The 21,954-nt window shown below is 54.3% G+C and carries 22 protein-coding genes and 2 tRNA genes; 20 read left to right on the top strand and 4 right to left on the bottom strand.

Annotated features, from left to right (window positions below):
- The 10 genes from EYC98_RS11180 to EYC98_RS11135 are packed head-to-tail and all read left to right on the top strand — an operon-like array spanning position 1 to position 8,959.
- A complete protein-coding gene (locus EYC98_RS11180) occupies positions 1-1,197 on the top strand; it encodes an NADH:ubiquinone reductase (Na(+)-transporting) subunit B (RefSeq protein WP_279245425.1) in 1,197 nt (398 codons plus the stop codon).
- A complete protein-coding gene (locus tag EYC98_RS11175; RefSeq protein ID WP_279245424.1) occupies positions 1,190-1,960 on the top strand; it encodes a Na(+)-translocating NADH-quinone reductase subunit C in 771 nt (256 codons plus the stop codon). The genes EYC98_RS11180 and EYC98_RS11175 overlap by 8 nt, the downstream gene beginning before the upstream one ends.
- A 1-nt stretch (position 1,961) precedes the next feature.
- Entirely contained in the window at positions 1,962-2,624 is a 663-nt protein-coding gene (locus EYC98_RS11170) for an NADH:ubiquinone reductase (Na(+)-transporting) subunit D (RefSeq protein WP_279245423.1), read from the top strand.
- On the top strand, positions 2,625-3,233 hold the full coding sequence (gene nqrE, locus EYC98_RS11165) for an NADH:ubiquinone reductase (Na(+)-transporting) subunit E (RefSeq protein WP_279245422.1): 609 nt from the start codon (positions 2,625-2,627) through the stop codon (positions 3,231-3,233).
- Positions 3,234-3,279: 46 nt separating this feature from the next.
- Complete coding sequence (gene nqrF, locus EYC98_RS11160; RefSeq protein WP_279245421.1) at positions 3,280-4,503, top strand: NADH:ubiquinone reductase (Na(+)-transporting) subunit F; 1,224 nt, start codon at positions 3,280-3,282, stop codon at positions 4,501-4,503.
- On the top strand, positions 4,487-5,533 hold the full coding sequence (locus EYC98_RS11155; RefSeq protein ID WP_279245420.1) for an FAD:protein FMN transferase: 1,047 nt from the start codon (positions 4,487-4,489) through the stop codon (positions 5,531-5,533). Before nqrF ends, EYC98_RS11155 begins: the two co-directional genes overlap by 17 nt.
- A gap of 9 nt (positions 5,534-5,542) precedes the next feature.
- Positions 5,543-5,776, top strand: a complete 234-nt coding sequence (nqrM, locus tag EYC98_RS11150; RefSeq protein ID WP_279245419.1) for a (Na+)-NQR maturation NqrM — start codon at positions 5,543-5,545, stop codon at positions 5,774-5,776.
- Positions 5,777-5,779: 3 nt separating this feature from the next.
- The gene (locus EYC98_RS11145) at positions 5,780-7,033 is read left to right on the top strand and encodes a lipoprotein-releasing ABC transporter permease subunit (RefSeq protein ID WP_279245418.1); all 1,254 of its coding nucleotides are present in this window, start codon (positions 5,780-5,782) and stop codon (positions 7,031-7,033) included.
- Entirely contained in the window at positions 7,026-7,721 is a 696-nt protein-coding gene (locus tag EYC98_RS11140) for an ABC transporter ATP-binding protein (protein WP_279245417.1), read from the top strand. The genes EYC98_RS11145 and EYC98_RS11140 overlap by 8 nt, the downstream gene beginning before the upstream one ends.
- The gene (locus tag EYC98_RS11135; RefSeq protein WP_279245416.1) at positions 7,718-8,959 is read left to right on the top strand and encodes a lipoprotein-releasing ABC transporter permease subunit; all 1,242 of its coding nucleotides are present in this window, start codon (positions 7,718-7,720) and stop codon (positions 8,957-8,959) included. The genes EYC98_RS11140 and EYC98_RS11135 overlap by 4 nt, the downstream gene beginning before the upstream one ends.
- Here the strand turns inward: EYC98_RS11135 and EYC98_RS11130 are convergent.
- Entirely contained in the window at positions 8,898-9,425 is a 528-nt protein-coding gene (locus EYC98_RS11130; RefSeq protein WP_320415552.1) for a DUF2062 domain-containing protein, read from the bottom strand. The two genes, EYC98_RS11135 and EYC98_RS11130, sit on opposite strands and share 62 nt — an antisense overlap.
- A 132-nt stretch (positions 9,426-9,557) precedes the next feature.
- Here EYC98_RS11130 and EYC98_RS11125 point away from each other — a divergent pair, with 132 nt between their 5' ends.
- The 8 genes from EYC98_RS11125 (at position 9,558) to EYC98_RS11090 (ending at position 17,513) form a co-directional block, all read left to right on the top strand.
- The gene (locus tag EYC98_RS11125; protein ID WP_279245414.1) at positions 9,558-11,885 is read left to right on the top strand and encodes a DNA internalization-related competence protein ComEC/Rec2; all 2,328 of its coding nucleotides are present in this window, start codon (positions 9,558-9,560) and stop codon (positions 11,883-11,885) included.
- 77 nt (positions 11,886-11,962) lie between these two features.
- On the top strand, positions 11,963-12,598 hold the full coding sequence (locus EYC98_RS11120; protein WP_279245413.1) for a MotA/TolQ/ExbB proton channel family protein: 636 nt from the start codon (positions 11,963-11,965) through the stop codon (positions 12,596-12,598).
- Positions 12,595-13,011, top strand: coding sequence for an ExbD/TolR family protein (locus EYC98_RS11115; RefSeq protein WP_279245412.1), 417 nt, complete (start codon positions 12,595-12,597; stop codon positions 13,009-13,011). The genes EYC98_RS11120 and EYC98_RS11115 overlap by 4 nt, the downstream gene beginning before the upstream one ends.
- A gap of 29 nt (positions 13,012-13,040) precedes the next feature.
- A complete protein-coding gene (kdsB, locus tag EYC98_RS11110; RefSeq protein ID WP_279245411.1) occupies positions 13,041-13,799 on the top strand; it encodes a 3-deoxy-manno-octulosonate cytidylyltransferase in 759 nt (252 codons plus the stop codon).
- 45 nt (positions 13,800-13,844) lie between these two features.
- On the top strand, positions 13,845-14,855 hold the full coding sequence (gene murB / locus EYC98_RS11105) for a UDP-N-acetylmuramate dehydrogenase (RefSeq protein ID WP_279245410.1): 1,011 nt from the start codon (positions 13,845-13,847) through the stop codon (positions 14,853-14,855).
- Positions 14,856-14,875: 20 nt separating this feature from the next.
- Positions 14,876-16,795, top strand: a complete 1,920-nt coding sequence (uvrC, locus tag EYC98_RS11100; protein WP_279245409.1) for an excinuclease ABC subunit UvrC — start codon at positions 14,876-14,878, stop codon at positions 16,793-16,795.
- 8 nt (positions 16,796-16,803) lie between these two features.
- Positions 16,804-17,364, top strand: coding sequence for a CDP-diacylglycerol--glycerol-3-phosphate 3-phosphatidyltransferase (gene pgsA / locus EYC98_RS11095; protein ID WP_279246073.1), 561 nt, complete (start codon positions 16,804-16,806; stop codon positions 17,362-17,364).
- A gap of 75 nt (positions 17,365-17,439) precedes the next feature.
- Positions 17,440-17,513: transfer RNA gene (locus tag EYC98_RS11090), tRNA-Cys, on the top strand.
- Positions 17,514-18,133: 620 nt separating this feature from the next.
- Here EYC98_RS11090 and EYC98_RS11085 read toward each other — a convergent pair.
- From EYC98_RS11085 to EYC98_RS11075, 3 genes are all read right to left on the bottom strand, one after another.
- On the bottom strand, positions 18,134-18,271 hold the full coding sequence (locus tag EYC98_RS11085) for a hypothetical protein (protein WP_279245408.1): 138 nt from the start codon (positions 18,269-18,271) through the stop codon (positions 18,134-18,136).
- Positions 18,272-18,467: 196 nt separating this feature from the next.
- Positions 18,468-19,490 carry an SDR family NAD(P)-dependent oxidoreductase gene (locus EYC98_RS11080; protein WP_279245407.1) on the bottom strand — a complete coding sequence of 341 codons (1,023 nt, stop codon included), beginning with the start codon at positions 19,488-19,490 and terminating at the stop codon, positions 18,468-18,470.
- An 11-nt stretch (positions 19,491-19,501) separates the two neighbouring features.
- Complete coding sequence (locus EYC98_RS11075) at positions 19,502-20,854, bottom strand: sodium-dependent transporter (RefSeq protein ID WP_279245406.1); 1,353 nt, start codon at positions 20,852-20,854, stop codon at positions 19,502-19,504.
- A 110-nt stretch (positions 20,855-20,964) separates the two neighbouring features.
- Here EYC98_RS11075 and EYC98_RS11070 point away from each other — a divergent pair.
- Both EYC98_RS11070 and EYC98_RS11065 read left to right on the top strand, forming a co-directional pair.
- Positions 20,965-21,051 (top strand) — tRNA-Leu (locus tag EYC98_RS11070).
- 446 nt (positions 21,052-21,497) lie between these two features.
- Complete coding sequence (locus tag EYC98_RS11065; protein ID WP_279245405.1) at positions 21,498-21,896, top strand: PH domain-containing protein; 399 nt, start codon at positions 21,498-21,500, stop codon at positions 21,894-21,896.
- Positions 21,897-21,954: the final 58 nt, after the last annotated feature.

The raw sequence follows: 21,954 nt of genomic DNA, 5'->3' as shown, positions 1-21,954 counted from the left end.
GTGGGTTTGCGTAAAATGCTCGATGGTGTCGAGCACCACTTCCAGGAAGGCGGTAAGCTGCAGAATTTCTACGCGCTGTATGAGGTGTTTGACACCTTTTTGTACTCGCCGGATTCAGTGACCCGCAGTACGGCTCATGTGCGCGATGGCGTAGACCTCAAGCGGATCATGATCACCGTGTGGTTGGCGACTTTCCCAGCTATGTTTTACGGCATGTACAATCTCGGCTTTCAGGCCAATACCGTGATGGCCGCCGGCACCGGTGGCATTACAGACTGGCATGGGCCGCTCATCGGTCTGTTGGCCGGTAACGATCCCACCAGCCTCTGGGATTGCTTCTGGTTTGGCGCCGTCTACTTTATGCCTATCTATATAACGACCTTTTTGGTCGGTATCGCCTGGGAAATCCTGTTTGCAATCAAACGGGGTCACGAGGTTAACGAAGGTTTCTTTGTCACATCGGTTCTGTTTGCCTTGATATGCCCACCGGATATCCCCCTGTGGCAGGTGGCAATGGGCATCAGCTTTGGTGTGGTTATCGGTAAGGAAGTGTTTGGTGGAACCGGTAAGAACTTTCTCAACCCAGCGCTTACCGGGCGTGCGTTTCTGTTCTTTGCTTATCCAGCGCAGTTGTCTGGTGATTCCGTTTGGACTGCGGTAGACGGTTATACCGGCGCTACTGCTCTGTCGATCATGGCGACAGAGGGCGTTGCTACACTGCAGCAGTCACTGCAATGGGGGCAGGCCTTTATGGGCAATATGCAGGGATCAATTGGTGAGACGTCTACGCTGGCTATTGGGCTGGGTATGCTGGTATTGCTGGTAACCCGGATAGCGTCCTGGCGCATTATGCTGGGTGTGATGCTGGGTATGATCGCCTTATCGACACTGTTTAATGTGTTGGACACGGGCACTAACCCGATGTTTGCTGTGCCGTGGTACTGGCACTTGGTAGTTGGAAGCTTTGCCTTTGGTATGGTCTTTATGGCAACCGATCCGGTGTCTGCTGCGATGACCAATACCGGCAAGCTCTGGTTTGGTGGGTTGATAGGCGTCATGGTGGTATTGATTCGAGTGGTTAACCCGGCGTTCCCCGAGGGCATGATGCTGGCCATATTGTTTGCCAATCTTTTTGCTCCGTTAATTGACCACTTTGTGGTGCAGTCGAATATCAAACGGAGACTTGCCCGTGGCTAATAATGATTCCATTCAGAAAACTCTCATCGTAGCGGTATCGCTTTGCGTAGTGTGTTCGGTACTTGTTTCTGGCGCAGCGGTAGCGTTGAAAGACATGCAGGTTGCCAACAAGCTCGACGATCGTAATCGTAATATTCTGGCCGCGGCCGGGCTGCTTGAAGAGGGCACTCCCATAGCCGAGCAGTTCTCGCGCATTGAAACTCGCCTGGTTGATCTCGATACGGGCGAATTTGTCGAGGGTATGGACCCGGAGAGCTTCGATCAGCGTAAGTCTGCCAAGAACCCCTCAACTTCGCTGGTTTTGAGCTCCGAGCAGGACGTTGCTAAGGTCAGGCGCCGCTCAAATTACGCTCTAGTGTATCTGGTGCGTGAGCAAGGCGAGTTAGAGAAAGTGGTGCTACCACTGCACGGTTATGGCTTATGGTCGACCATGTATGGTTTTGTGGCACTACAGTCAGATTTGAATACCGTGGCAGGGCTGGGCTTTTATGAGCACGGAGAAACCCCGGGGCTGGGTGGCGAGATTGATAACCCGCGCTGGAAAGCTAGCTGGCCGGGTAAGAAAATCTATCAGGACCAGGCGGTGGCGCTGGAACTGATCAAGGGCAGTGTGGATAAAACTCGTGCCGGGTCTGAATATCAGGTAGACGGTCTGGCCGGTGCCACGCTGACCAGTCGTGGTGTTACCAATATGGTGCATTTCTGGATGGGGCAACAGGGCTTTGGTCCATTTTTAGAAAAATTGAAAGCGGGAGACGCATAACATGGCGACTTTGAAAGACACGCTGACGACGCCGATTTTCAAGGAGAACCCGATCGCTTTACAGATACTGGGTATCTGTTCGGCGCTGGCGGTAACTTCTTCGATGCAGGTGACGGTGGTGATGTGTATCGCACTGACCCTGGTGACAGCATTCTCCGGGTTCTTTATCTCCACAGTGCGCAATCATGTGCCGAGTAGCATTCGGATTATTGTGCAGATGATTATTATTGCCTCGCTGGTGATTGTAGTGGACCAGGTGCTTAAGGCCGTGGCTTACGGCATCAGCAAGCAGTTGTCGGTATTTGTCGGCCTGATTATTACCAACTGTATTGTCATGGGGCGGGCCGAGGCCTTCGCCATGAAGAACGCACCCGTGCCCAGCTTTATTGATGGTATAGGCAACGGGCTGGGTTATAGCGTGGTGTTGCTATTAGTGGCGTTTGTGCGTGAGTTGTTTGGTGCCGGAAAGCTGTTTGGCGTCGAGATTCTGCCACTGGTGACCGACGGCGGTTGGTACAATCCTAACGGTTTGTTGTTGCTGCCCCCCAGCGCGTTCTTCTTGATTGGCCTACTGATTTGGGCTCTGCGTAGTTGGAAACCAGCGCAGGTCGAAGAGCCAGATTTTCGCATGGCCAAGCACACCGTTGCCAAGGAGGGTGTGTAAATGGAACATTATCTGAGCCTGTTTGTTCGCTCTATATTTATCGACAATATGGCGCTCGCCTTCTTCCTGGGCATGTGTACGTTTTTGGCGGTATCCAAGAAAATCCAAGCGGCCTTTGGTCTTGGCGTAGCGGTAATTGTGGTGTTGACCATTACCGTGCCGGTTAACAATCTGATTTACACCTACCTGCTGGCGGATGGAGCACTGGCCTGGGCCGGATTGCCCGATGTTGACCTGAGTTTTCTCGGACTGCTGAGTTATATTGGCGTAATCGCCGCGCTGGTGCAGATTCTGGAGATGTTTCTGGATAAATATGTGCCGGCACTCTATAACGCGCTTGGCGTATTTCTACCGCTAATCACTGTGAATTGCGCCATTTTGGGTGCTTCACTATTTATGGTGGAGCGCGACTATAATCTCAGCGAAAGCGTGGTATTTGGCGCTGGAGCCGGCGTCGGCTGGGCCCTGGCAATTACTGCCCTGGCCGGTATTCGCGAGAAACTTAAGTACTCTGATGTACCGGATGGACTGCAGGGGCTAGGTATTACGTTTATTATTGTTGGACTTATGTCGCTGGGCTTTATGTCTTTCGGCGGTATTGACTTGTAAACGAATAGACCTGTAAACAGACAGACCTGTAAACGGATAGGCAGTTATGATTTTGACAGTTAGTCTTGGCGTGGTGATGTTTACCGCCATAGTTCTCACTCTGGTAGCGGTGATTTTGTTGGCCCGGTCGCGCATGGTGACCTCAGGCAACGTCACCATTAGTGTCAATGGTGAAAAAGAGATAGTGGTGCCAGCCGGCGGCAAATTGCTGCAGACGCTAGCCGCCAACGATCTGTTTTTGGCATCAGCCTGCGGTGGTGGTGGTACTTGTGCGCAATGTAAGTGCATCGTCACTGAGGGTGGTGGCGCCATGTTGCCTACCGAAGAATCTCATTTTACACGGCGTGATGCTGCGGATGGCTGGCGTTTGTCTTGTCAGACCCCAGTCAAAGAAAACATGACTGTGGTAGTGCCCGAGGAAGTATTCGGCGTCAAGCAGTGGGAATGCACCGTAGAGTCCAACTCTAATGTTGCAACCTTCATCAAAGAGCTCGTGCTGAAATTGCCTGATGGCGAAAACGTAGACTTTCGCGCGGGTGGTTATGTACAGCTGGAGTGTCCGCCTCACGAAGTACAGTACAAAGACTTTGATATCGACGAAGAGTATCGCGGTGATTGGGAGCGATTTAAATTCTTTGACCTGAGTTCGAAGGTCGATGAGACAGTGATTCGCGCCTACTCCATGGCAAACTTCCCGGAAGAGAAGGGCGTGGTCAAATTCAATATACGTATTGCGACACCACCCCCGGGTAGTACCGGCATTCCCTGTGGGCAAATGTCTTCCTGGACGTTTAATCTCAAGCCCGGTGACAAGGTTAAGGTCTACGGTCCATTCGGCGAATTCTTTGCCAAGGACACTGAGGCAGAGATGGTGTTTATCGGTGGTGGTGCTGGCATGGCTCCCATGCGCTCACACATATTTGACCAACTGCGTCGTATCAATTCCACACGTAAAATGTCCTTTTGGTATGGGGCGCGGTCACTGCGCGAGATGTTTTACGTAGAGGATTACGACACGCTGGCGGCGGAAAATGACAACTTTGACTGGCATGTCGCACTGTCAGATCCGCAGCCCGAGGATAACTGGGATGGCCTGACCGGCTTTATCCACAACGTGCTTTTCGAACAGTATTTGAAAGATCACCCAGCGCCAGAGGACTGTGAATACTACATGTGCGGTCCGCCCATGATGAACGCAGCGGTCATCTCTATGTTGGCCGATCTGGGTGTTGAACCCGAGAATATTATGCTTGATGACTTTGGTGGATAACCCGCTTCACAATCGACGCCAAGGCCAGCACATGTTGCTGGCCTTTTTCGTTGGCGCTGTGCTGCTACTCAATGGCTGTGGACAATCTGAGCTACCGTTGCAGCTGGCGGGGCCCACCATGGGTACCAGCTATCACGTCACAATCACCCGTCAAGATACGGTGGCGGACACTGATATTCTGCGTAGCGACATCGAGACGCGACTGGAGCAGATCAATGCCAGCATGTCGACGTATCGTGAGAATTCAGAAATTAGCCGCTTCAATCGTGCCGCAAGCGGTGAGTGGCATTCGGTCAGTGCAGAGTTTATCCAGGTATTTCTCGTAGCGCGGTCAGTGACGGACGCCAGTGAGGGTGCCTACGATGTGAGCATTGCGCCCTTGGTAGACCTGTGGGGCTTTGGTCCGCAGATGGGCGATACTGTGCCCGACGACGACGCCATAGCACGCTTGCTGGAGCAAGTCGGAGAGCAGCAAGTCGAGGTCGATGAGCAGGGTATGCGGCTGCTTAAGACTGGCGCCTTGCAGCTGGACTTTTCTTCAATCGCCAAAGGTTATGCCGTAGACCAGTTGGCTGAGTTACTTAACCGCCGGGGTATCACTGACTACATGGTGGAAATTGGCGGTGAGGTGCGGGTTCTGGGTGTTAATCCGCGCGGTGAGGCCTGGCGTATTGCCATCGAACAACCGCGCATTGGTGGAGGCGCTCCGCTGGCGATTCTGGCGCTGTCTAGTGCCGGTATAGCCACCTCTGGCAACTATCGAAACTTTTTTGAGGTCGACGGAGTGCAGTATTCCCATAGTCTGGACCCGCGCACCGGGTGGCCCGTGCAGCATGAACTGGTTTCGGTGACAGTGGTGCATCCACAGGTCACACTCGCTGATGCTTGGGCTACTGCGCTTACGGTGCTAGGCCCAGAACATGCGCTGCGTATTGCAACTCAGCAGGGGCTTGCAGCTTATCTGGTGATAGCAGCAGGAACAGAAATCGTTGTGCGTAAAACGCCAGCAATCGAACACTATTTACAGTAATATGCGCGGATGATGACATTTGTATTCACTTTCCTGTTCTTCCTCCTGGTCGTTGCGAGCATGGCGGTTGGCGTAATCTTCAGTAATAAGCCTATCAAGGGCTCCTGCGGTGGTATGGGGGCTATTGGCCTGGATACGTCTTGCGATATTTGCGGCGGCAACCCTCAGGTGTGCGAGGAGCAAACTCGCTCTGATTCAGCTGCCTCTGAGCTGTTTTACTCGGCAGATAAAAACCGGGATTAACCAGTGCGGTTTTGGCAGCGACAGCTACCGCTTTATATTGGCACTCGCTACAGTTTTTCACGTCAGCGCACTCGCTTTATCGGCGTCGTTTCTATGGTTTCATTGTTAGGGATGGCGATTGGCGTCGCCAGTTTGATAGTGGTGCTGTCGGTGATGAACGGGTTTGGCGGTGAACTTCGCGATCGTATACTGACTCTGGTTTCACACGCTGAAATACGCGCTGAGACCGGTGATCTAGAGGCTTGGTCAGAACTCACCGACACACTGCAAGAGAATCCCTCTATTGTTGGATTCGCTCCTTTTATTGAAACCAAAGTGCTGCTAGCCAGTCAGCGACAGGTGGCGGGCGCCCAACTGGTAGCCATTGACCCACGCTTGGAATCTGCAGTCTCGGCAGTAGCCGACAATATGTTGGCAGGGAAGTTTTCGGCACTCGAAGAGCAGCGCTACGGCATTGTGTTGGGGAGTCTGCTGGCTCGCGGCTTGGGTCTCAATCTGGGTGACAGCGTTGAGGTCACGGTACCCAGGCTGACTCTCACCCCATTGGGTGCCTACCCTCGTACCAAGCGTTTTGAGGTTGTTGGTGTATTTAGTGTTGGTGCGCAGTTGGACAGCAACCGCGCTTATATAGCTTTAGGCGCCGGACAAAAACTGTTGTCTCTGGGAGATGCTGTGCATGGGCTGCGGCTGCAGTTTGCGGATCTCTATGCGGCACCACGGCTGTCACGAGATATCGCTGAGGAACTGGGTCCAGGTTTTCAGGTACGTGACTGGGAGCAGACCCAGCGCAGTCTGTTCAGTGCCGTACGCATGGAAAAAACTATGATCACGGTGCTGCTGATGAGCGTAGTAGCGGTAGCGGCTTTCAATATTGTGTCTACCTTGACCATGGCCATAACCGAAAAGCGCGGTGACATAGCCGTGCTGCGCACCATGGGGATCAGCGCGCGCAGTGTGATGGCGATTTTTATGGCGCAGGGGTTGGTGCTGGCGAGCGTAGGCGTCGCAGTTGGAGCGCTGGTGGGCGTGTTGCTGGCACTCAATATTAGCGAGGCGGTGGCGTTATTGGAGCAGTTGTTTGGCTTCAAGGTGTTTGACCCGCAAGTGTATTTTATCAGCAACCTGCCAGCGGACTTGCAGTGGCGGGATGTGCTGCTGATTGTTGGCAGCGCTTTGTTGCTGAGTCTACTGGCTACGTTAGTGCCGGCTTGGCGTGCTACGCGTATTGCTCCTGCGGAGGTGTTGCGTTATGGCTGAACCAACTACGGTACTGCAGTGTATTGACCTCGGGCGGACTTACCGTGACGCAGGCTTGGAAGTTGAGGTACTGCGCGGCATTAATTTTGAACTGCCGAGTGCAGCACGACTGGCCATTATTGGCGCTTCGGGCTCGGGCAAGTCAACACTCCTCAATTTGTTGGGTGGTTTGGACATTCCCAGTAGCGGGGCGGTAACGATGCTAGGGCAGGATATGAGTGGGCTCAGTGAGGCGCAGCGCTGCAAACTGCGCAACCGCAGCCTGGGTTTCGTGTATCAGTTTCATCATTTGCTACCAGAATTCACCGCATTGGAAAATGTCGCCATGCCGCTGCTGATTGGCGGTGAATCGCGCCAAGCTGCAAACGCCCGTGCAAGCGCGATGCTGGCGCGGGTCGGGCTAGACACTCGTTTGCAGCATCGCCCGGCACAACTGTCCGGCGGCGAGCGGCAGCGGGTAGCCATAGCCAGGGCATTGGTCACGGAGCCAGCTTGCGTATTGATGGATGAGCCTACGGGTAATCTCGACCCAACCTCGGCCAACCAGGTGCTGGCACTGATTGATGAGTTAATGGTGAGCAGTAACACCAGTTTCATTATTGTGACTCATGATCCACTGATTGCTGCGCATATGGATCAAATCTGGGAGTTGTCAGCCGGCGTATTGCAGCGCAAGGGCTCTGCGTGAGAACTGCCAATCTGCTGGCAATGGCCGCGCGCTACACGTTCACTCGGCGTGGAGCTGACTTAAGCAGTTTTTTGTCGCTGCTGTCGATTGCCGGTATTGTGCTGGCTATTACCTTATTGATTGTTGTTCTGTCGGTGATGAACGGCTTTGACCGGGAAATGCGTGAACGCATTTTGGGTCTGGTACCGCAGCTAACGGTGAAGTCTTATCAACCTATCGCCGATTGGCAGCAGACTCTGGATTTAATGGAACAGCATCCCCAGGTGAACGGTGCCGCCCCGTATATACAATTCCAGGGCCTACTGGTTTACCGCACTGGCATTGAGACCGCGCTGGCTACAGGCATTGATCTGGGTGCTGAACGGCGGCTGGGGGTTCTGCAGCGTGCTATTAGCACCCGGCATCTGGAAGCATTTGCAGGCAGCCCCAATGGAATTATTTTGGGCGTTGAGCTGGCGCGTCGTCTACAAGCCACTGTGGGTGATCGGCTGTCGTTGATTGTGCCGGGTCCTACCCGGAGTGCGGCGGGTACTCGTAATCACCATGTTGTTATCAGTGGTCTGCTCGATAGTGGTACTGAGCTGGATCAGGCGGCGGCTTTTGTTCATCTTGGCTTAGCGGGCAAGCTGCTGGGGCGGACCGCCCCGCCAGCGGTGGATGGCTTTCATCTGCAGGTGTCGGACTTGTTTGCGGCACAGCGAATTGGTTGGGAACTATTGGAAAATCTTCCCGCCGGCTTTTACGCGAATGACTGGACGTTTACCCATGGCAATCTGTATGCCGCTATTCAGCTGTCTCGTAATCTTATTGTGGTGCTGCTGCTGTCGATTATCGCAATAGCCGCCTTCAATGTGGTGTCTTCGCTGGTGTTGGTGGTGATCGATAAGCAGGCCGACATTGCCATATTACGTGCACAGGGCGCGACCCCTGGCAGTATTACCATTATCTTTCTGTGCCAGGGCTTGCTGATTGCACTGTTGGGAACCGCGCTGGGGACTCTTCTGGGGCTGGGGCTTAGTTACGGTATCAGCGACTTGGTGGAAGGACTGGAATCGGTACTGGGTATCCAGTTTTTAACCACCGACGTGTATCCGGTGTCGCGACTGCCATCAGATCCGCGTTGGCAGGACATCCTGGTGATCAACGTGGTGACGATTACCATGTGCTTTTTTGCGGCTATTTACCCTGCGCGTCGGGCGGCTCGTTTGGCGCCTGCCGAAGCTCTACGTCACGAGTAGCCTCCGCGAGGCGCCGCGCGCGTTGCTCCTTGCGTATTTCCCAACGTCTCACCACGTCCCAGCGCCAGATAACGCTGACCAGAAAATACCCCAGACAGCCAAAGAAGGTACCGCAGAGCAGGCAGCCTAGCAGGAACGGCTGCCACACCTTTAACAGCCCGTTGTTGATCCACTGCCAGGACAGTTCAAACTCAATTGGCTGAGGTGTCATATCTAAGACCACCGCGCCCAGTTTATACGCAAGAAAAAATATGGGGCCAATGGTTAGCGGGTTAGTGATCCAGCACAGCGCTACCGACAGTGGCAGGTTGGCACGTAACCAGATAGCCGCTAGCGCTGCAAAAATCATCTGCCCCGGTACGGGCATGAAGGCAATAAACAAGCCGACAAAAAAAGCTGCTGCAGAGGAATGTCGATTGATGTGCCACAGGTTGGGCTGATAGATCCAATCGCCGAGCAGATGCAAACCCGAGATCCTCCGGAGCCGGGTCGGGGACGGGGTAATGCGCCTGAAGGTACGTTTAGGCATGGTTCGCTGGCGGTATCGGGAGTCCTGTGCTTGACTGAAAGTAGCCAAGGATAAAGGCGGCTACTTTACATGTATTCATGGATGATTGGTACAGTGGTGGGAGGTTTTGGGGTCGGCTGGTGGCCGGCCCTGCCTTCTTTGACCGCGATTCTCGCAGGCATAGCGCTGGCGTTATTAGGGGCGCTGTGGGCGGCGCGCGTGCGACGCTGGCAAAGCCAGGTTCTGTTTGTCGTCGGATTATCCTGTGGGGCAAGTTTCAGTAGTCTGTGGGGTCACCAGCTGTTACATGAACGGCTGCCGTCTGTTCTGGAAGGCACCGTATTGGCATTGCAGGTGCGGGTATTGGAACCTCCGCAACGACGTGAATTACCTGGTCCGCGTTGGCGTCAGCGCTTTATCGGCGAAGTCTTATCTGAGGTCTGTAACGCTGAGCGTAGCGACTGTCTGTCAGCGGGTAGTCGGGTATTGTTGAGCTTCTACGGTGAACAACGCTTTACAGCCGGTGAACGCTGGCAGCTGGAGGCGCGTCTGAAACGCCCCTGGGGCTTGTCGAATCCTGACAGTTTCAATTACCAGAGTTGGCTGGCGCAGCACAAAATAGCTGCTACGGGCTCTATCCGTAGTCGTGGTCTGGTCGCGCTGGCCAGTGCCCAGCCGTGGCCGAATCCCCATCAGTTTGTACGCCAGCGAATACTGGAGGCGTTGGAAAACAGTGGCCTGGAGCTGCGTGTTACAGCCCTGTTGGCTGCGATAACTGTCGGTCAGCGGGGCGCCATCGCTCACTCAGATTGGCTGCTTCTACAACATCTGGGACTCAATCATTTAGTGGTAGTGTCGGGTTTGCACGTGGGCATGATGGCGGCATTGGGCTTCTGGCTGGGACTGCAGTTGGGCCGCGGTCTGTTGTTGCTTGGGCTATTGCGTCAGGCTAGCGTTGCAGGACATTTGGGGGCTATTTTTATTGCCACCAGCTACAGTGCGCTGGCGGGTTTTGCTCTACCGACGACTCGAGCTCTGGTGATGTTGGGACTGATTCAGGCCGGATGGTTGCTCCGGCGTCGCTTTGGCTGGCGCTATAGCATCAGTTGGGCCCTGTTACTGGTTATGCTCATGCAGCCCCTGGCTACTCATAACGCAGGCTTCTGGATGTCGTTTGGTGCGGTGCTGGCCATTGCCGGGTTGTTACTGTTGCGCCCCGATATTCGCGGCTGGCGACAGCTCCTGTATCTACAATTGTGCCTCTCCACTGTGACTGGTTTGCTTAGCAGCCTGTGGTTTGGCGGCAGCAGTTGGGCGGCCCCGGTAGCTAATCTGGTCGCCATACCCGTGGTTGGACTGCTGGTGGCACCCTTGGGCTTGGCGGGCGTGGCGTTGTTGCCGGTGCTACCGGGCGGCGCCGTGGTTTGTTGGCAGATAGCGGCCTTACCGCTGCGCGGGCTGCTGTGGTTGGGGGAGTGGCTGAAAGAGGGCGCAATTCAGCCTTGGCTCGCCTATCACCCGACACCCGCCAGCCTGTTGTTGGCTTTATCTGCGCTGTTGTTGTGCTTACTGCCTGCACCCCTGCGCTGGCGCTGGCTAGCCGTGCCGTTATTATTGCCGTTGTTGGTCCCTTATCGCCCCGCAGTGCCGGCAGATACCTTAGTGGTCAATGTGCTTGATGTCGGACAGGGCCTTGCGGTGGTGCTGCGCACTGCTAGCCACACGGTGCTGTATGACACCGGGGCCGGAGATCCGGCTGGACCCAATATGGCAACTGCAGTGATTCTGCCGTACTTGTACGCGCAAGGTATTGAAAGTCTTGACCTACTGGTAATCAGTCATGCAGACAATGATCACGCCAGCGGCCTGGACTCAGTGAGAGCGGCATTACCAGTGCAGCGAATCTGGTTGGGCGACCCGGTGGCGGCCGGTATGCCGGACCAAGGATGTGGTGCGGGAGCCACGTTAGCGCTAGGCCAGTTACGGTTGACACAATTGCACCCGGATCCGCTTGGGACTTACCTCAAACGCAACAATCGCTCCTGTGTGTTATTGGTGGAGCATGGCGACTTTCGGGTCATGTTGCCGGGTGATATAGAGCAGGGTGCTGAGCTGGAGTTGATTGGCCGGGCCCAGGGGTCGCTGGAGGTAGATCTGCTGATTGCGCCGCATCATGGCAGTCTGAGTTCATCTTCCGGGCCATTTGTAAGCACGCTGAAGCCCTCTGAAGTGGTCTTCGCCAGTGGCTACCTCAACCGCTTTGGTCACCCCAGACCGGAGGTGGCTGCGCGTTACCGACGGCGAGGGGCCCGCTTGTGGAATACAGCACAGCAGGGCGCGCTCGAGTTTAAGGTGCGAGAAGGCCGATTGCAGCACGCCGCCGGTTGGCGTGAACAACAGCGTTATTATTGGCATTAGATTGGTACTAGGTCGTTTTTATCAACCCAGCTTGCGCCTATAATGTCGTCTTTAGAATGCAGAGATGGGAGTAGAGTGTGCTTGAGCTGGTAACAGCGGGAGGGTGGTTGATGCTGCCGATTCTGCTTTGTTCTGTAGCCGCGCTGGCGATCTGCGTAGAACGGTTGGTAACCCTCAACCCGAAGAAGATTTCGCCGCCGCATTTGTTGGCGCTGGTCTGGCGGCAGTTGAAGAATAATGAATTGGACGCCCAGAAACTGCGCACCTTGCGCACCTCATCTTCGTTGGGAGAAATTCTCGCAGCTGGGCTTGGCAATGCGCACCACGGGCGCGATGTCATGAAAGAAAGTATCGAAGAGGCGGCCGCGCATGTTGTACACCGGCTCGAACGCTATCTTAATCCACTGGGGACCATAGCCGCAGTAACGCCGCTGTTGGGCTTGTTGGGAACAGTGGTAGGCATGATTAAGGTGTTTACCGAGATCATGGCGCAGGGCACCGGCAATGCCTCGGCTTTGGCTGGAGGTATCTCCGAAGCTCTGGTGACTACCGCCGCGGGGCTGGCCGTAGCTATCCCCAGCCTGATTATGCATCGCTATTTCGTCGGTCGTATTGACTCTATAGTGATCGATCTGGAGCAGCAGACGATCAAGCTGGTAGATGCCTTGCACAATGACGCCGCCGCGACTGCCAAGGAAGAGTCGGGCGTTTGAAATTTCGTCGCCAACAGCTTGAAGAGGTTAATGTAAATCTGACACCGCTGATTGATGTGGTGTTTTTGTTGTTGATATTTTTTATGGTTAGCACCAGCTTCACCAAAGAAACACACCTCACTATTGATCTTCCAGAAGCCGTCGGCAGCCCTAACCCTGAGCTGCCGGAGCACATTGAAATTATGATCAGCGAGGCAGGTCAGTACAGTATCAATGCACGAAGCCTGGCGGATAATGATCGCAATACTCTGATGGCTGCTATTCGCCAGTTGTCGCAGGGTGATACGTCGCTGCCTATGGTAATTACAGCGGATGCCCAGACGCCCCACGAAGCGGTGGTTAGAGCCATGGACGCCGCGGGTCAACTGGGGTTTATCCGTCTGAGTATTACCACTATTACGCCGCGCGACTAGCCGCGAGATTTGCTGAACGGAGCCAAGCCATGAGTTTTACTGTCGTCATTCCGGCCCGCTTTGGGTCCAGTCGATTGCCGGGTAAGCCGCTGGCAGATATAGCCGGCAAGCCGATGGTACAGCGTGTTTATGAGCAGGCTTGCGAGAGTGCTGCTACACGTGTGGTTGTGGCAACCGATGATGCACGCATTGTCGAAGTCGCTCGTGGCTTTGGTGCCGACACCTGCCTGACCCGTGCCGATCATCCTTCAGGAACTGACCGTATCGAAGAGGTGGCACGCCAGCTGCAACTCGCAGACGAGGAGATTGTGGTCAATGTGCAGGGTGACGAACCTCTGATTCCGCCAGCGGTGATCAACCAGGTAGCCAGCAATCTGGCGGCAAACAGCGAGGCGGGTATCGCCACTCTGTCAGAGCCGCTGCACAGTGCCGCTGAGTTATTTAATCCCAATATTGTCAAAGTGGTGGCGGATACACAGCAGTTGGCCCTGTACTTTAGTCGCGCTGCGATACCCTGGGACCGTGATGCTTTCGCGGACGGTCAGCCAGAACTCGACGCACAGGTAAGCGGAGCGCGCCACCTGGGTATTTATGCCTATCGCGTCGCCTTCTTACACCGCTTTGTGCAGTGGCCCCCGGCAGCACTGGAGCAATTGGAAAGTCTGGAGCAACTACGGGCACTGGCTAATGGCGTGCGCATTCACGTTGAAAACGCCTGTGCAGAGGTGCCGCCCGGCGTTGATACCGAGGCGGACCTCGAGCATGTACGCCGTTTGTTGGCGAGTTGACCTGTTGTGACCACCTGCTGCCACAGGGCTGCCTGAGCGATGTCTGTGCAAGCAAATATTGACCTGCAAGCTTTCAATACTCTGGCGACTCCGAGTCGGGCGCAGTGGTACGCCCCCCTGCGCGAGGCCAAGGATTTTGCAGCTGCATGGCAATTTGCCCGACAGCATCAAGAGCCCTTACTGGTGCTGGGAGGAGGTAGTAATGTGGTACTAGGCGAACGGCTGCCGGGCCTCGTTCTGCATCAGTTGTGCCAGGGCCGTGAAATTTTGTTAGAAGATGAGAGCAGTGTCACCGTAGCGGTGGCTGGCGGTGAAAATTGGCATCAGTTTGTGCACTGGAGTATTAGCCAGGGTTGGGCCGGTTTGGAGAACCTGGCGTTGATACCGGGGAGTGTTGGCGCCGCCCCGATTCAGAACATTGGCGCCTACGGTGCCGAGGTGGGTGGGTTTATCGAACGGGTATTGGCACGCGACCTGAATACCGGTGAGGGTCTGCAACTAAGCCGTGACGAATGTGCTTTTGGCTACCGCGACAGTGTTTTTAAGCGCGATCTAAGTGATCAGCTGCTGATTGAAACCGTTGTTTTTAAACTTCCGCGTCAGGCTGAACCTGACGTAAGCTACCCGGCACTGGCTGCATACTGCGCCGAGCACGGGTTGGTCTCGCCGACGCCGCTGGACGTCTTCAATGCGGTATTGGCAATTCGCACCAGTAAACTGCCGGACCCGGCACGGGTGCCCAATGTGGGGAGCTTTTTCAAGAACCCGCAGCTGACTGAGGCGGAGCTGGAAGCGCTATTGATCAAGTTTCCGCAGCTGCCGCATTATGCGCGTGCCGCTGGTGCCAGCGTGCCGGCGGCCTGGCTGATTGAAGCGTGTGGTTTTAAGACGTTGCAGTCAGAACCGGTGCGCGTCCACGGCCGCCATGCACTGGTTGTGATAAACCCGGATAAGCAATCTGCGACAACGGTACGACGGTTTGCCGCACGTATTCAGTCCGCAGTGGCAGAGCGTTTTGGTATCCTGCTGGAACAGGAACCCCGTAACTATGGTTAAGCAAACAAGGCTCAGCCGAGATGATTGACCCGGACATAACAGAGTCAGTGGAACACCGTGATGCGGCCACGCCTGCATCTGAGACGGAAAGTGTGTCTGACACTGGCGTGGCAAAAACCAGAGCGGGGTTTGAGTATGAGTCTTTTCTGCGCTCCTTAACCACTCGCTCGGGTATCTACCAGATGTATGCGGCTGATGGTTCGCTGTTATATATCGGCAAGGCCAAGAATCTCAAAAGTCGTGTGTCCAGTTACTTTCGTGCCTCCGCGCTGGAAGCGAAGACTATGGCCATGGTCGCTAAAATTACCAATGTTCAGGTAACAGTTACCAGCACCGAGACCGATGCTCTGTTGCTGGAGCACAGCCTGATCAAACAACATAAACCGCCTTACAATATATTGCTGCGTGACGACAAATCCTTTCCCTATATTCTGTTGACGGAAAATGAGGATTTCCCGCGACTGGCCCTCCATAGAGGCACTAAACGCGTTAAGGGGCGCTACTTCGGCCCTTTTCCCAGCGCCGGCGCAGTGCGCGATAGCCTGCATTTTTTGCAGAAAGTGTTTCAGGTGCGGCAGTGTGAAGACAGCTATTTCCGCAATCGCTCGCGTCCCTGCCTGCAGCATCAGATTGGCCGCTGCACCGCGCCTTGCGTGAACCTGGTAACGCCGGATGAATACGGCACTCAAGTTGAAAATACCGTGCTGTTCCTGAACGGGCGTTCGCAACAATTGATGAAACGTCTGGCTGACTCGATGGAACAGGCTTCAGCCAAGCTGGAATTTGAACAGGCTGCCCAGCTACGTGATCAGTTGTCGCAGTTGCAGCAGGTACAGGCGACGCAGGGTATCGAAGGTGCTGCGGGTGACCTGGATATCGTGTGCGCCATTGTCGAGGCGGGCAAGGCCTGTGTGCAGGTATTGTTTGTGCGTGCCGGCAGGGTGCTTGGCAGTCGCAGCTACTTTCCGCCGCTGCGTCTGGATACAACACCGGCCGAGGTATTGAGTGCCTTTCTGACGCAGTACTACCTGGGCTCAGAACGGGAACTGCCCAAAGAAATTGTGCTGGGTGAGAAAATCGCTGATGCAGCTGCGCTTGAAGAGGTATTGTCGGAGCGAGCCGGGCGTAAGCTATCGCTGAAGACACGTGTGCGCGAGGCTCGGGCCAAGTGGTTGCAGCTGGCACGTCAAACCGCTGCCGAGAACCTGCAATCGGAATTGTCAGCCCGCAAGACCGCACAACAGCGCATCAAAGTGCTGCAGACCAGTCTCGATTTGCCCAAGGCACCCGAGCGCATGGAGTGTTTTGATATCAGTCATAGTTCAGGTGAGGCCACGGTGGCATCTTGTGTGGTGTTCGATCAAAACGGTCCACGTAAGTCTGACTATCGTAAATTTAATATTGAGGGGATAACGCCCGGCGACGATTATGCGGCTATGCAGCAGGCGCTAGAGCGTCGCTACAAGCGCCTGAAAGCTGGAGAGGGGGCATGCCCGGACATCTTGTTTATAGATGGGGGTAAGGGGCAGGTGCAGCAGGCCATGACTGTACTGGCCGATCTCAAGATCGACCAGGTCAAAGTCATCGGTGTGGCAAAGGGAGTGACACGCAAAGCCGGGTTTGAAACCTTGATCATCGGCGATAGCGGCCGCGAATTGCAATTGCCAGGTGACAACGTAGGCTTGCACCTGATACAACATATCAGGGACGAGTCGCACCGCTTTGCGATTACCGGTCACCGGGCCAAGCGGGACAAGAAACGCCAGAGCTCGGTGCTGGATCAAATCAGTGGCGTCGGCGCTAAGCGACGCCGCGAGCTATTGCGACATTTTGGCGGGATACAGGGCGTGCAGCGGGCAAGCCTTGACGAATTGATGAAAGTCCCCGGTATTAATGAAAAGATAGCCCGCGAAATTTACGGACAGCTACACAGGGACTGACCATGAGTATGAATATTCCCAATACCCTGACCGTGACCCGGGTAGCTATGATACCGGTGCTGGTGCTGGTGTTTTACTGGCCGTTTGAGAATCACTATCTGGTGGCCTCAGGTCTTTTTGGCATCGCGGCGATAACTGACTGGTTTGACGGTTACCTGGCGCGCAAGCTGGCGCAGATGACCGAGTTTGGCGCCTTTCTGGACCCAGTAGCAGACAAACTGATGGTTGCTGTGGCGCTGGTGCTATTGGTGGAACTGCATGAAAACAAATTATTGACCCTGGCAGCCTGTGTGATTATTGGTCGTGAGATTGTCATATCAGCGCTGCGCGAGTGGATGGCTGAGCTGGGCGAGCGCACCAGCGTTGCCGTATCCTATATTGGCAAGGTGAAGACCTTTGTGCAGATGGTGGCGATAGTGGCGTTACTAGCGCTTGACCCCGCGTCCGCAGAGGGCTGGATGCTGAATGTAGCGTACTTGATGATCTATGCCGCAGCAGCACTCACCCTGTGGTCAATGATGGTCTACCTTAAAGCGGCATGGAAAGTGCTTGAAGAAGAGCAAAAATAGCTGTTTTTCAGTAAGTTGCGCGTAATTCCTTGACAGATTCCAGCAACACCCTAGAATAGGCCGCCTCGCATCGATGGCTCGGTGGCAGAGTGGTCATGCAGCGGACTGCAACTCCGTGTACGCCGGTTCGATTCCGACCCGAGCCTCCAACTTCCCCCTGTAGCGTCTTCAGCTGCAGGGCCCCAGTTTATACGCTTGCCGGACGCTGTCTACGCTGTTGGCAATGGCTGTTAACCGCCGCCAGTGCGCTCATCACCGCCCGTTCATCGTGATTGCGTCGCGCCTGCTTATAGACGTGGGTTAGCTGAAACAGTTTCCGGTTATATTCTGTTTTTGTCATCACTTAACTATAGACGACTCTCAGAAACGCGTGTGACCCATAAGGGTTAGTCAGGTCTTGCCTTGGCGGGAGTGCTTAATGTATCGAGTGATTGCTAGTTTTCAGGCGTGCTGACCGAGGAGGCCGGTGGCGCAAATACGCCAGAAGAGTGAGGCTGCTTCGCGCAGGAGGGGTTTAGCCCTCTTACAAGAATGCGAGCCCTAAAAGTGATACGGTCATCAGCATACAGCCGACACCAGCGAGACAACCGCTTGCCCAATATAGCCAGCTGCTGTCTTCTCCGAGCATGGGGGCGTTCACTTGCTTTACCTCTCTGTGAGATTACAAAAGCAAGTGTAGTAGAAAATTGTTGAACCCCCAAATTCGATCAGTAAATTATCTGCCGTTCCGGTGTGCTGTGTACGTTTGCTGTAGCTGAAAGCGGCGCTGCTACCGTTCAACAACGCTAATCGTATAGTCAGTGCTGTGCAGGATAGGTGCGCTCATAACGTCAGCTCGTGAGTCCCAGGACATCACGGCGAGAACAATGGCGATAGCGTACATTTTGGTATGTGGGCTTATGAGCATGATCCTGTTCCCTACAAATTACTGTGTCTATGGGAATAGAAGTAGCAAGCATCATGCCAATCGCTCAAACACCACGTAACTCAAGGCCGGGGCCGTCGATACAGGTTGATAGAATCGAAAAACTGTAAAAAAAACCGACACTTAGAAGGTAAAGTTGTGAACCAGTTCACATTGACTGAAGCGATTCCGCACGGCCTTAAGCTGTCTTACTTGGCAGCCATTCGCGGGTCAGACGCTCGGAGACTTCCCATAGTTGGCTGGCCATGGCGTCATCCTGCATCGAGGGAGTTTCACCTGGGTCGATATTGCAGTCAGCAAAATAGTAACCGTTAATGCCTTTCATTTGAGGGTGTGCTGCCACGTAGGTTTGGGTGGCAGCGCCCTGTTCAACAGTTTTCATGAAGGTCCATCCAAACATGGCGCCTCCAACGCGCATGTACCAGGGCAGATGACGCCCCAGATTAGTATTGATGACTCCGGGGTGCACACTGTTGGAAGTTGCCGAAGTGCCGTTTAAGCGCCTTGCCAGCTCGCGGGAGCACAGCGCGTTGGCCAGTTTGGAGTGGCCATAGGCGCCCCAGGCATCGTATTCAGACTTTTCCAGTGCCAGATCATCAAACTGAATGCCTGTTGCAGGCGCGCGTTGGTGGGCCAGGCTGCTGAGGATCACAAAACGGCCCGCAGGTGCGGCTACCACCTGTTCCTGCAGCTGGTTAATGAGTATGAAATGTCCCAGATGATTGACCACAAACTGTTTTTCTATGCCGTACAGTAGTTCCCGTTGGGGCAGTGCCATGATGCCAGCGTTGCAGATAAGCCCGTCTAAAGGCGTGTTCAGTTGGCGAATGGACTGCGCGCAGTCGACAATGGTGTCGAACTTGCCCAGGTCGAGCACAGCCGGTATGGCGTCACCGCTAATACTGGCCACGGCCTGCTCAGCTTTCTTTTGAGAGCGAGCTATAGCAATGACGCGCGCCCCGTGCTGGGTTAGCACCCTCATCGTTTCGTAACCCAACCCCGAATTCGCGCCGGTAATGGCGTAGGTCTTACCGCTGAGATCGATTCCCTCCAGCACCATGGTTGCCGTGGTGTCCTCGTCAAAAGCGCTGCGTTGAGGTTTGGCACTGGTAATAGAGGCCAGCAGCTGCGAAGGCAGTGCAGTAGCGCTGCCCAGAATGGCAAGTCGCAGTAAAAATTGACGTCGCTGCAATGTATTCACTGGCGCTCTCCCTATCCGAAAATAGCCTGCAGAAAGATAATCATGATAACGGCGGGGCATACATACCGAATGTAACCGGGCCAGATTTTCCAGAAGAAGCCACTTTCCACATCAGGAGCGCCATTCTTGAGCTCCTGCAGGATGCTGTCGCGATGCCAAAGCCAGCCGCAGAACAGGCAATACATGAACCCAAGTAAGGGCTGAGAATAGCGGGTAGTTACACTGACTACCAAGCCGAACAGCGTGTCAAAGTTGAGTAAGATAATCAGGCTCATCACCCCAATGGCAAAGCCAATGAGGAGCACCGCGCGATGACGGGTCCAGCCCTGTGACTCAATGGTATAGGCAACGGGAACCTCTAACATAGAAATGGAGGAGGTGAGGGCGGCGATGCTCATCAGCGCGAAAAAGGCAAAACTGACCACCACTCCGGCTATGCCCATGGTATCGAATAACGCCGGTAGCACCGTAAATATTAGGGTATCTTCAGAAATCAGGGCACCAGCACTGTTGAAGATCTCTACGCCACTGTGCTGTGCCACATACATAGCGGGTAACACCAAAAATCCGGCCAGCACCGCAATACCGATATCAATCAAAGTGACCAGACCGCCCAGCACAGGAAGATTCTCCTTGTCCGAGACATAGGAGCCATAGACGAGCATAGTGCCCACACCCAGTGAGAGTGAGAAAAACGCTGCACCCAGTGCCTTAACGATTAGTTGTGGGCTGATAGCCGCACTGAAGTCGGGCAGCAGGTAAACTTTTAGCCCCTCCATCGCCCCGTCCAGCGTCAACACATACACCACCAGTAGTACCATGGTCACCAGCAACACAGGCATCAAACGACTGGACCAGCGCTCAATGCCGTCGTGAACCCCGCCATTAATGATGCCGACAGTCAGGCCCATAAACAGAGCCATAAACAGAATATTACGTGTCGTACCCATATTGACCAGCCAGGCAGCGATGTCTGGTGCGCCTAGCAAGTTAGCCGCTGCGGCCAAACAGTGGGCCATCATCCAGCCGGCTATAACCGCATAAAAACTGAGAATGAAGCTGGCGGTAATAAAGCCGACCACGCCAGTGGTGGTACCCAGACGGCGGCTGCGTGCTCCAGGGGCAATTTTTTGCAGGGCGCTGACCGCGTTGGAGTGCGCGTGGCGGCCAATAATCAGCTCGGCCATCAATACCGGGTAGGCGAGACAGAAGGCCAATACTAGATAAACGAGTAAAAATGCAGCGCCGCCGTTGCTAGCTGCCTGCGTCGGGAAACCCCAAATATTGCCCAGGCCCACTGCACTGCCGGCAGCGGCCATGATAAATCCAAACCGAGAGCCAAATTCTCCGCGAGCGCTTGCCATAATTATTATTTTCCCTAATCAGCAAGCGGCAGTGTAGCACTGTTGTAGAGAAGCTTTCAGTGCCCGCAAAGCTTGTGATATTATGCCGCCGCTTTCATAGCCTAAGTACTGCCCGGGTGGTGAAATTGGTAGACACAGGAGACTTAAAATCTCCCGACTTAACGGTCGTGCCGGTTCAATTCCGGCCTCGGGCACCACTATAAAAACCGCATAAATTCGTGTTTACGTTATTTCGAAGTCGTACGGAATGATTGCTCGGTTCACACCAGGTACAGATCGCGGGGGCGTATCGCCCAGTCGCCGGTAGCTCTCATTCTTCGGTTTCTAATCCAGTTCGTTGCTCAGGATGTCTTGAACGACACAATCTCTCATGACACTTTCTCTACGCCAACGGATCGAGTTTTGCTGGTATCGAACGACAACGTAGCCTCAGCGACGCTTAAAGTTGACAATTCTGACAGAAACAACGCGGTTTAAAACCGAACTGACACTAAGAAAAGTTGGTTAGAGATCAAGAGTTGCCTGCATGTAGATATTATTGAGATCCTGATAGAGGGTGAGTGTTGATTTCAGGAAAATCCTATAAGGTATCACTAACAGGCGGCTGTCTCTTTCGAGTTAAAATCTTCAGGAGCTTACATTTATGGAAATTTATAAGTCCAAAATCGACACATGGCTCTTGCTCGTATTGGCAGGTTCAGCCATTGCCTGTCTTATTGCAGCCTACACAGCTACTCAGCAAGGCGATGGTGTAATGACCGGATTACTGATTCTTGCCCTTGGTGCTGGGCTGCCACTATGGATTCTGGCATCTACAAAGTACGTTGTTGCTGACCAGAGTATCTCAGTTCGTAGTGGACCATTTTTCTGGACTATTCAAATCTCGTCCATATCCTCGGTCCGGGAAACGCGCAACCTGCTTTCAAGTCCAGCGTTGTCATTGGATCGCATTGAATTGGAGTATGGCGCGGGGAAAAAGATAATGATCTCACCTGCTGATAAAGCGGGCTTCAGGAAGGCAATCGGGCACCCAGAAACCTAGCATTCCAAGTTGGCAGCGCCCTGGGTTGCCGCAAAAGAGAAGCCCCGCCGTAGCTCTG

It is taken from the genome of Candidatus Litorirhabdus singularis (assembly GCF_026262625.1).
Taxonomy (GTDB): Bacteria; Pseudomonadota; Gammaproteobacteria; order Pseudomonadales; family Halieaceae; genus Litorirhabdus; species Litorirhabdus singularis.
Note: the sequence above shows the minus strand (reverse complement) of the source record. Positions and strands in the feature narration are given on the sequence as shown.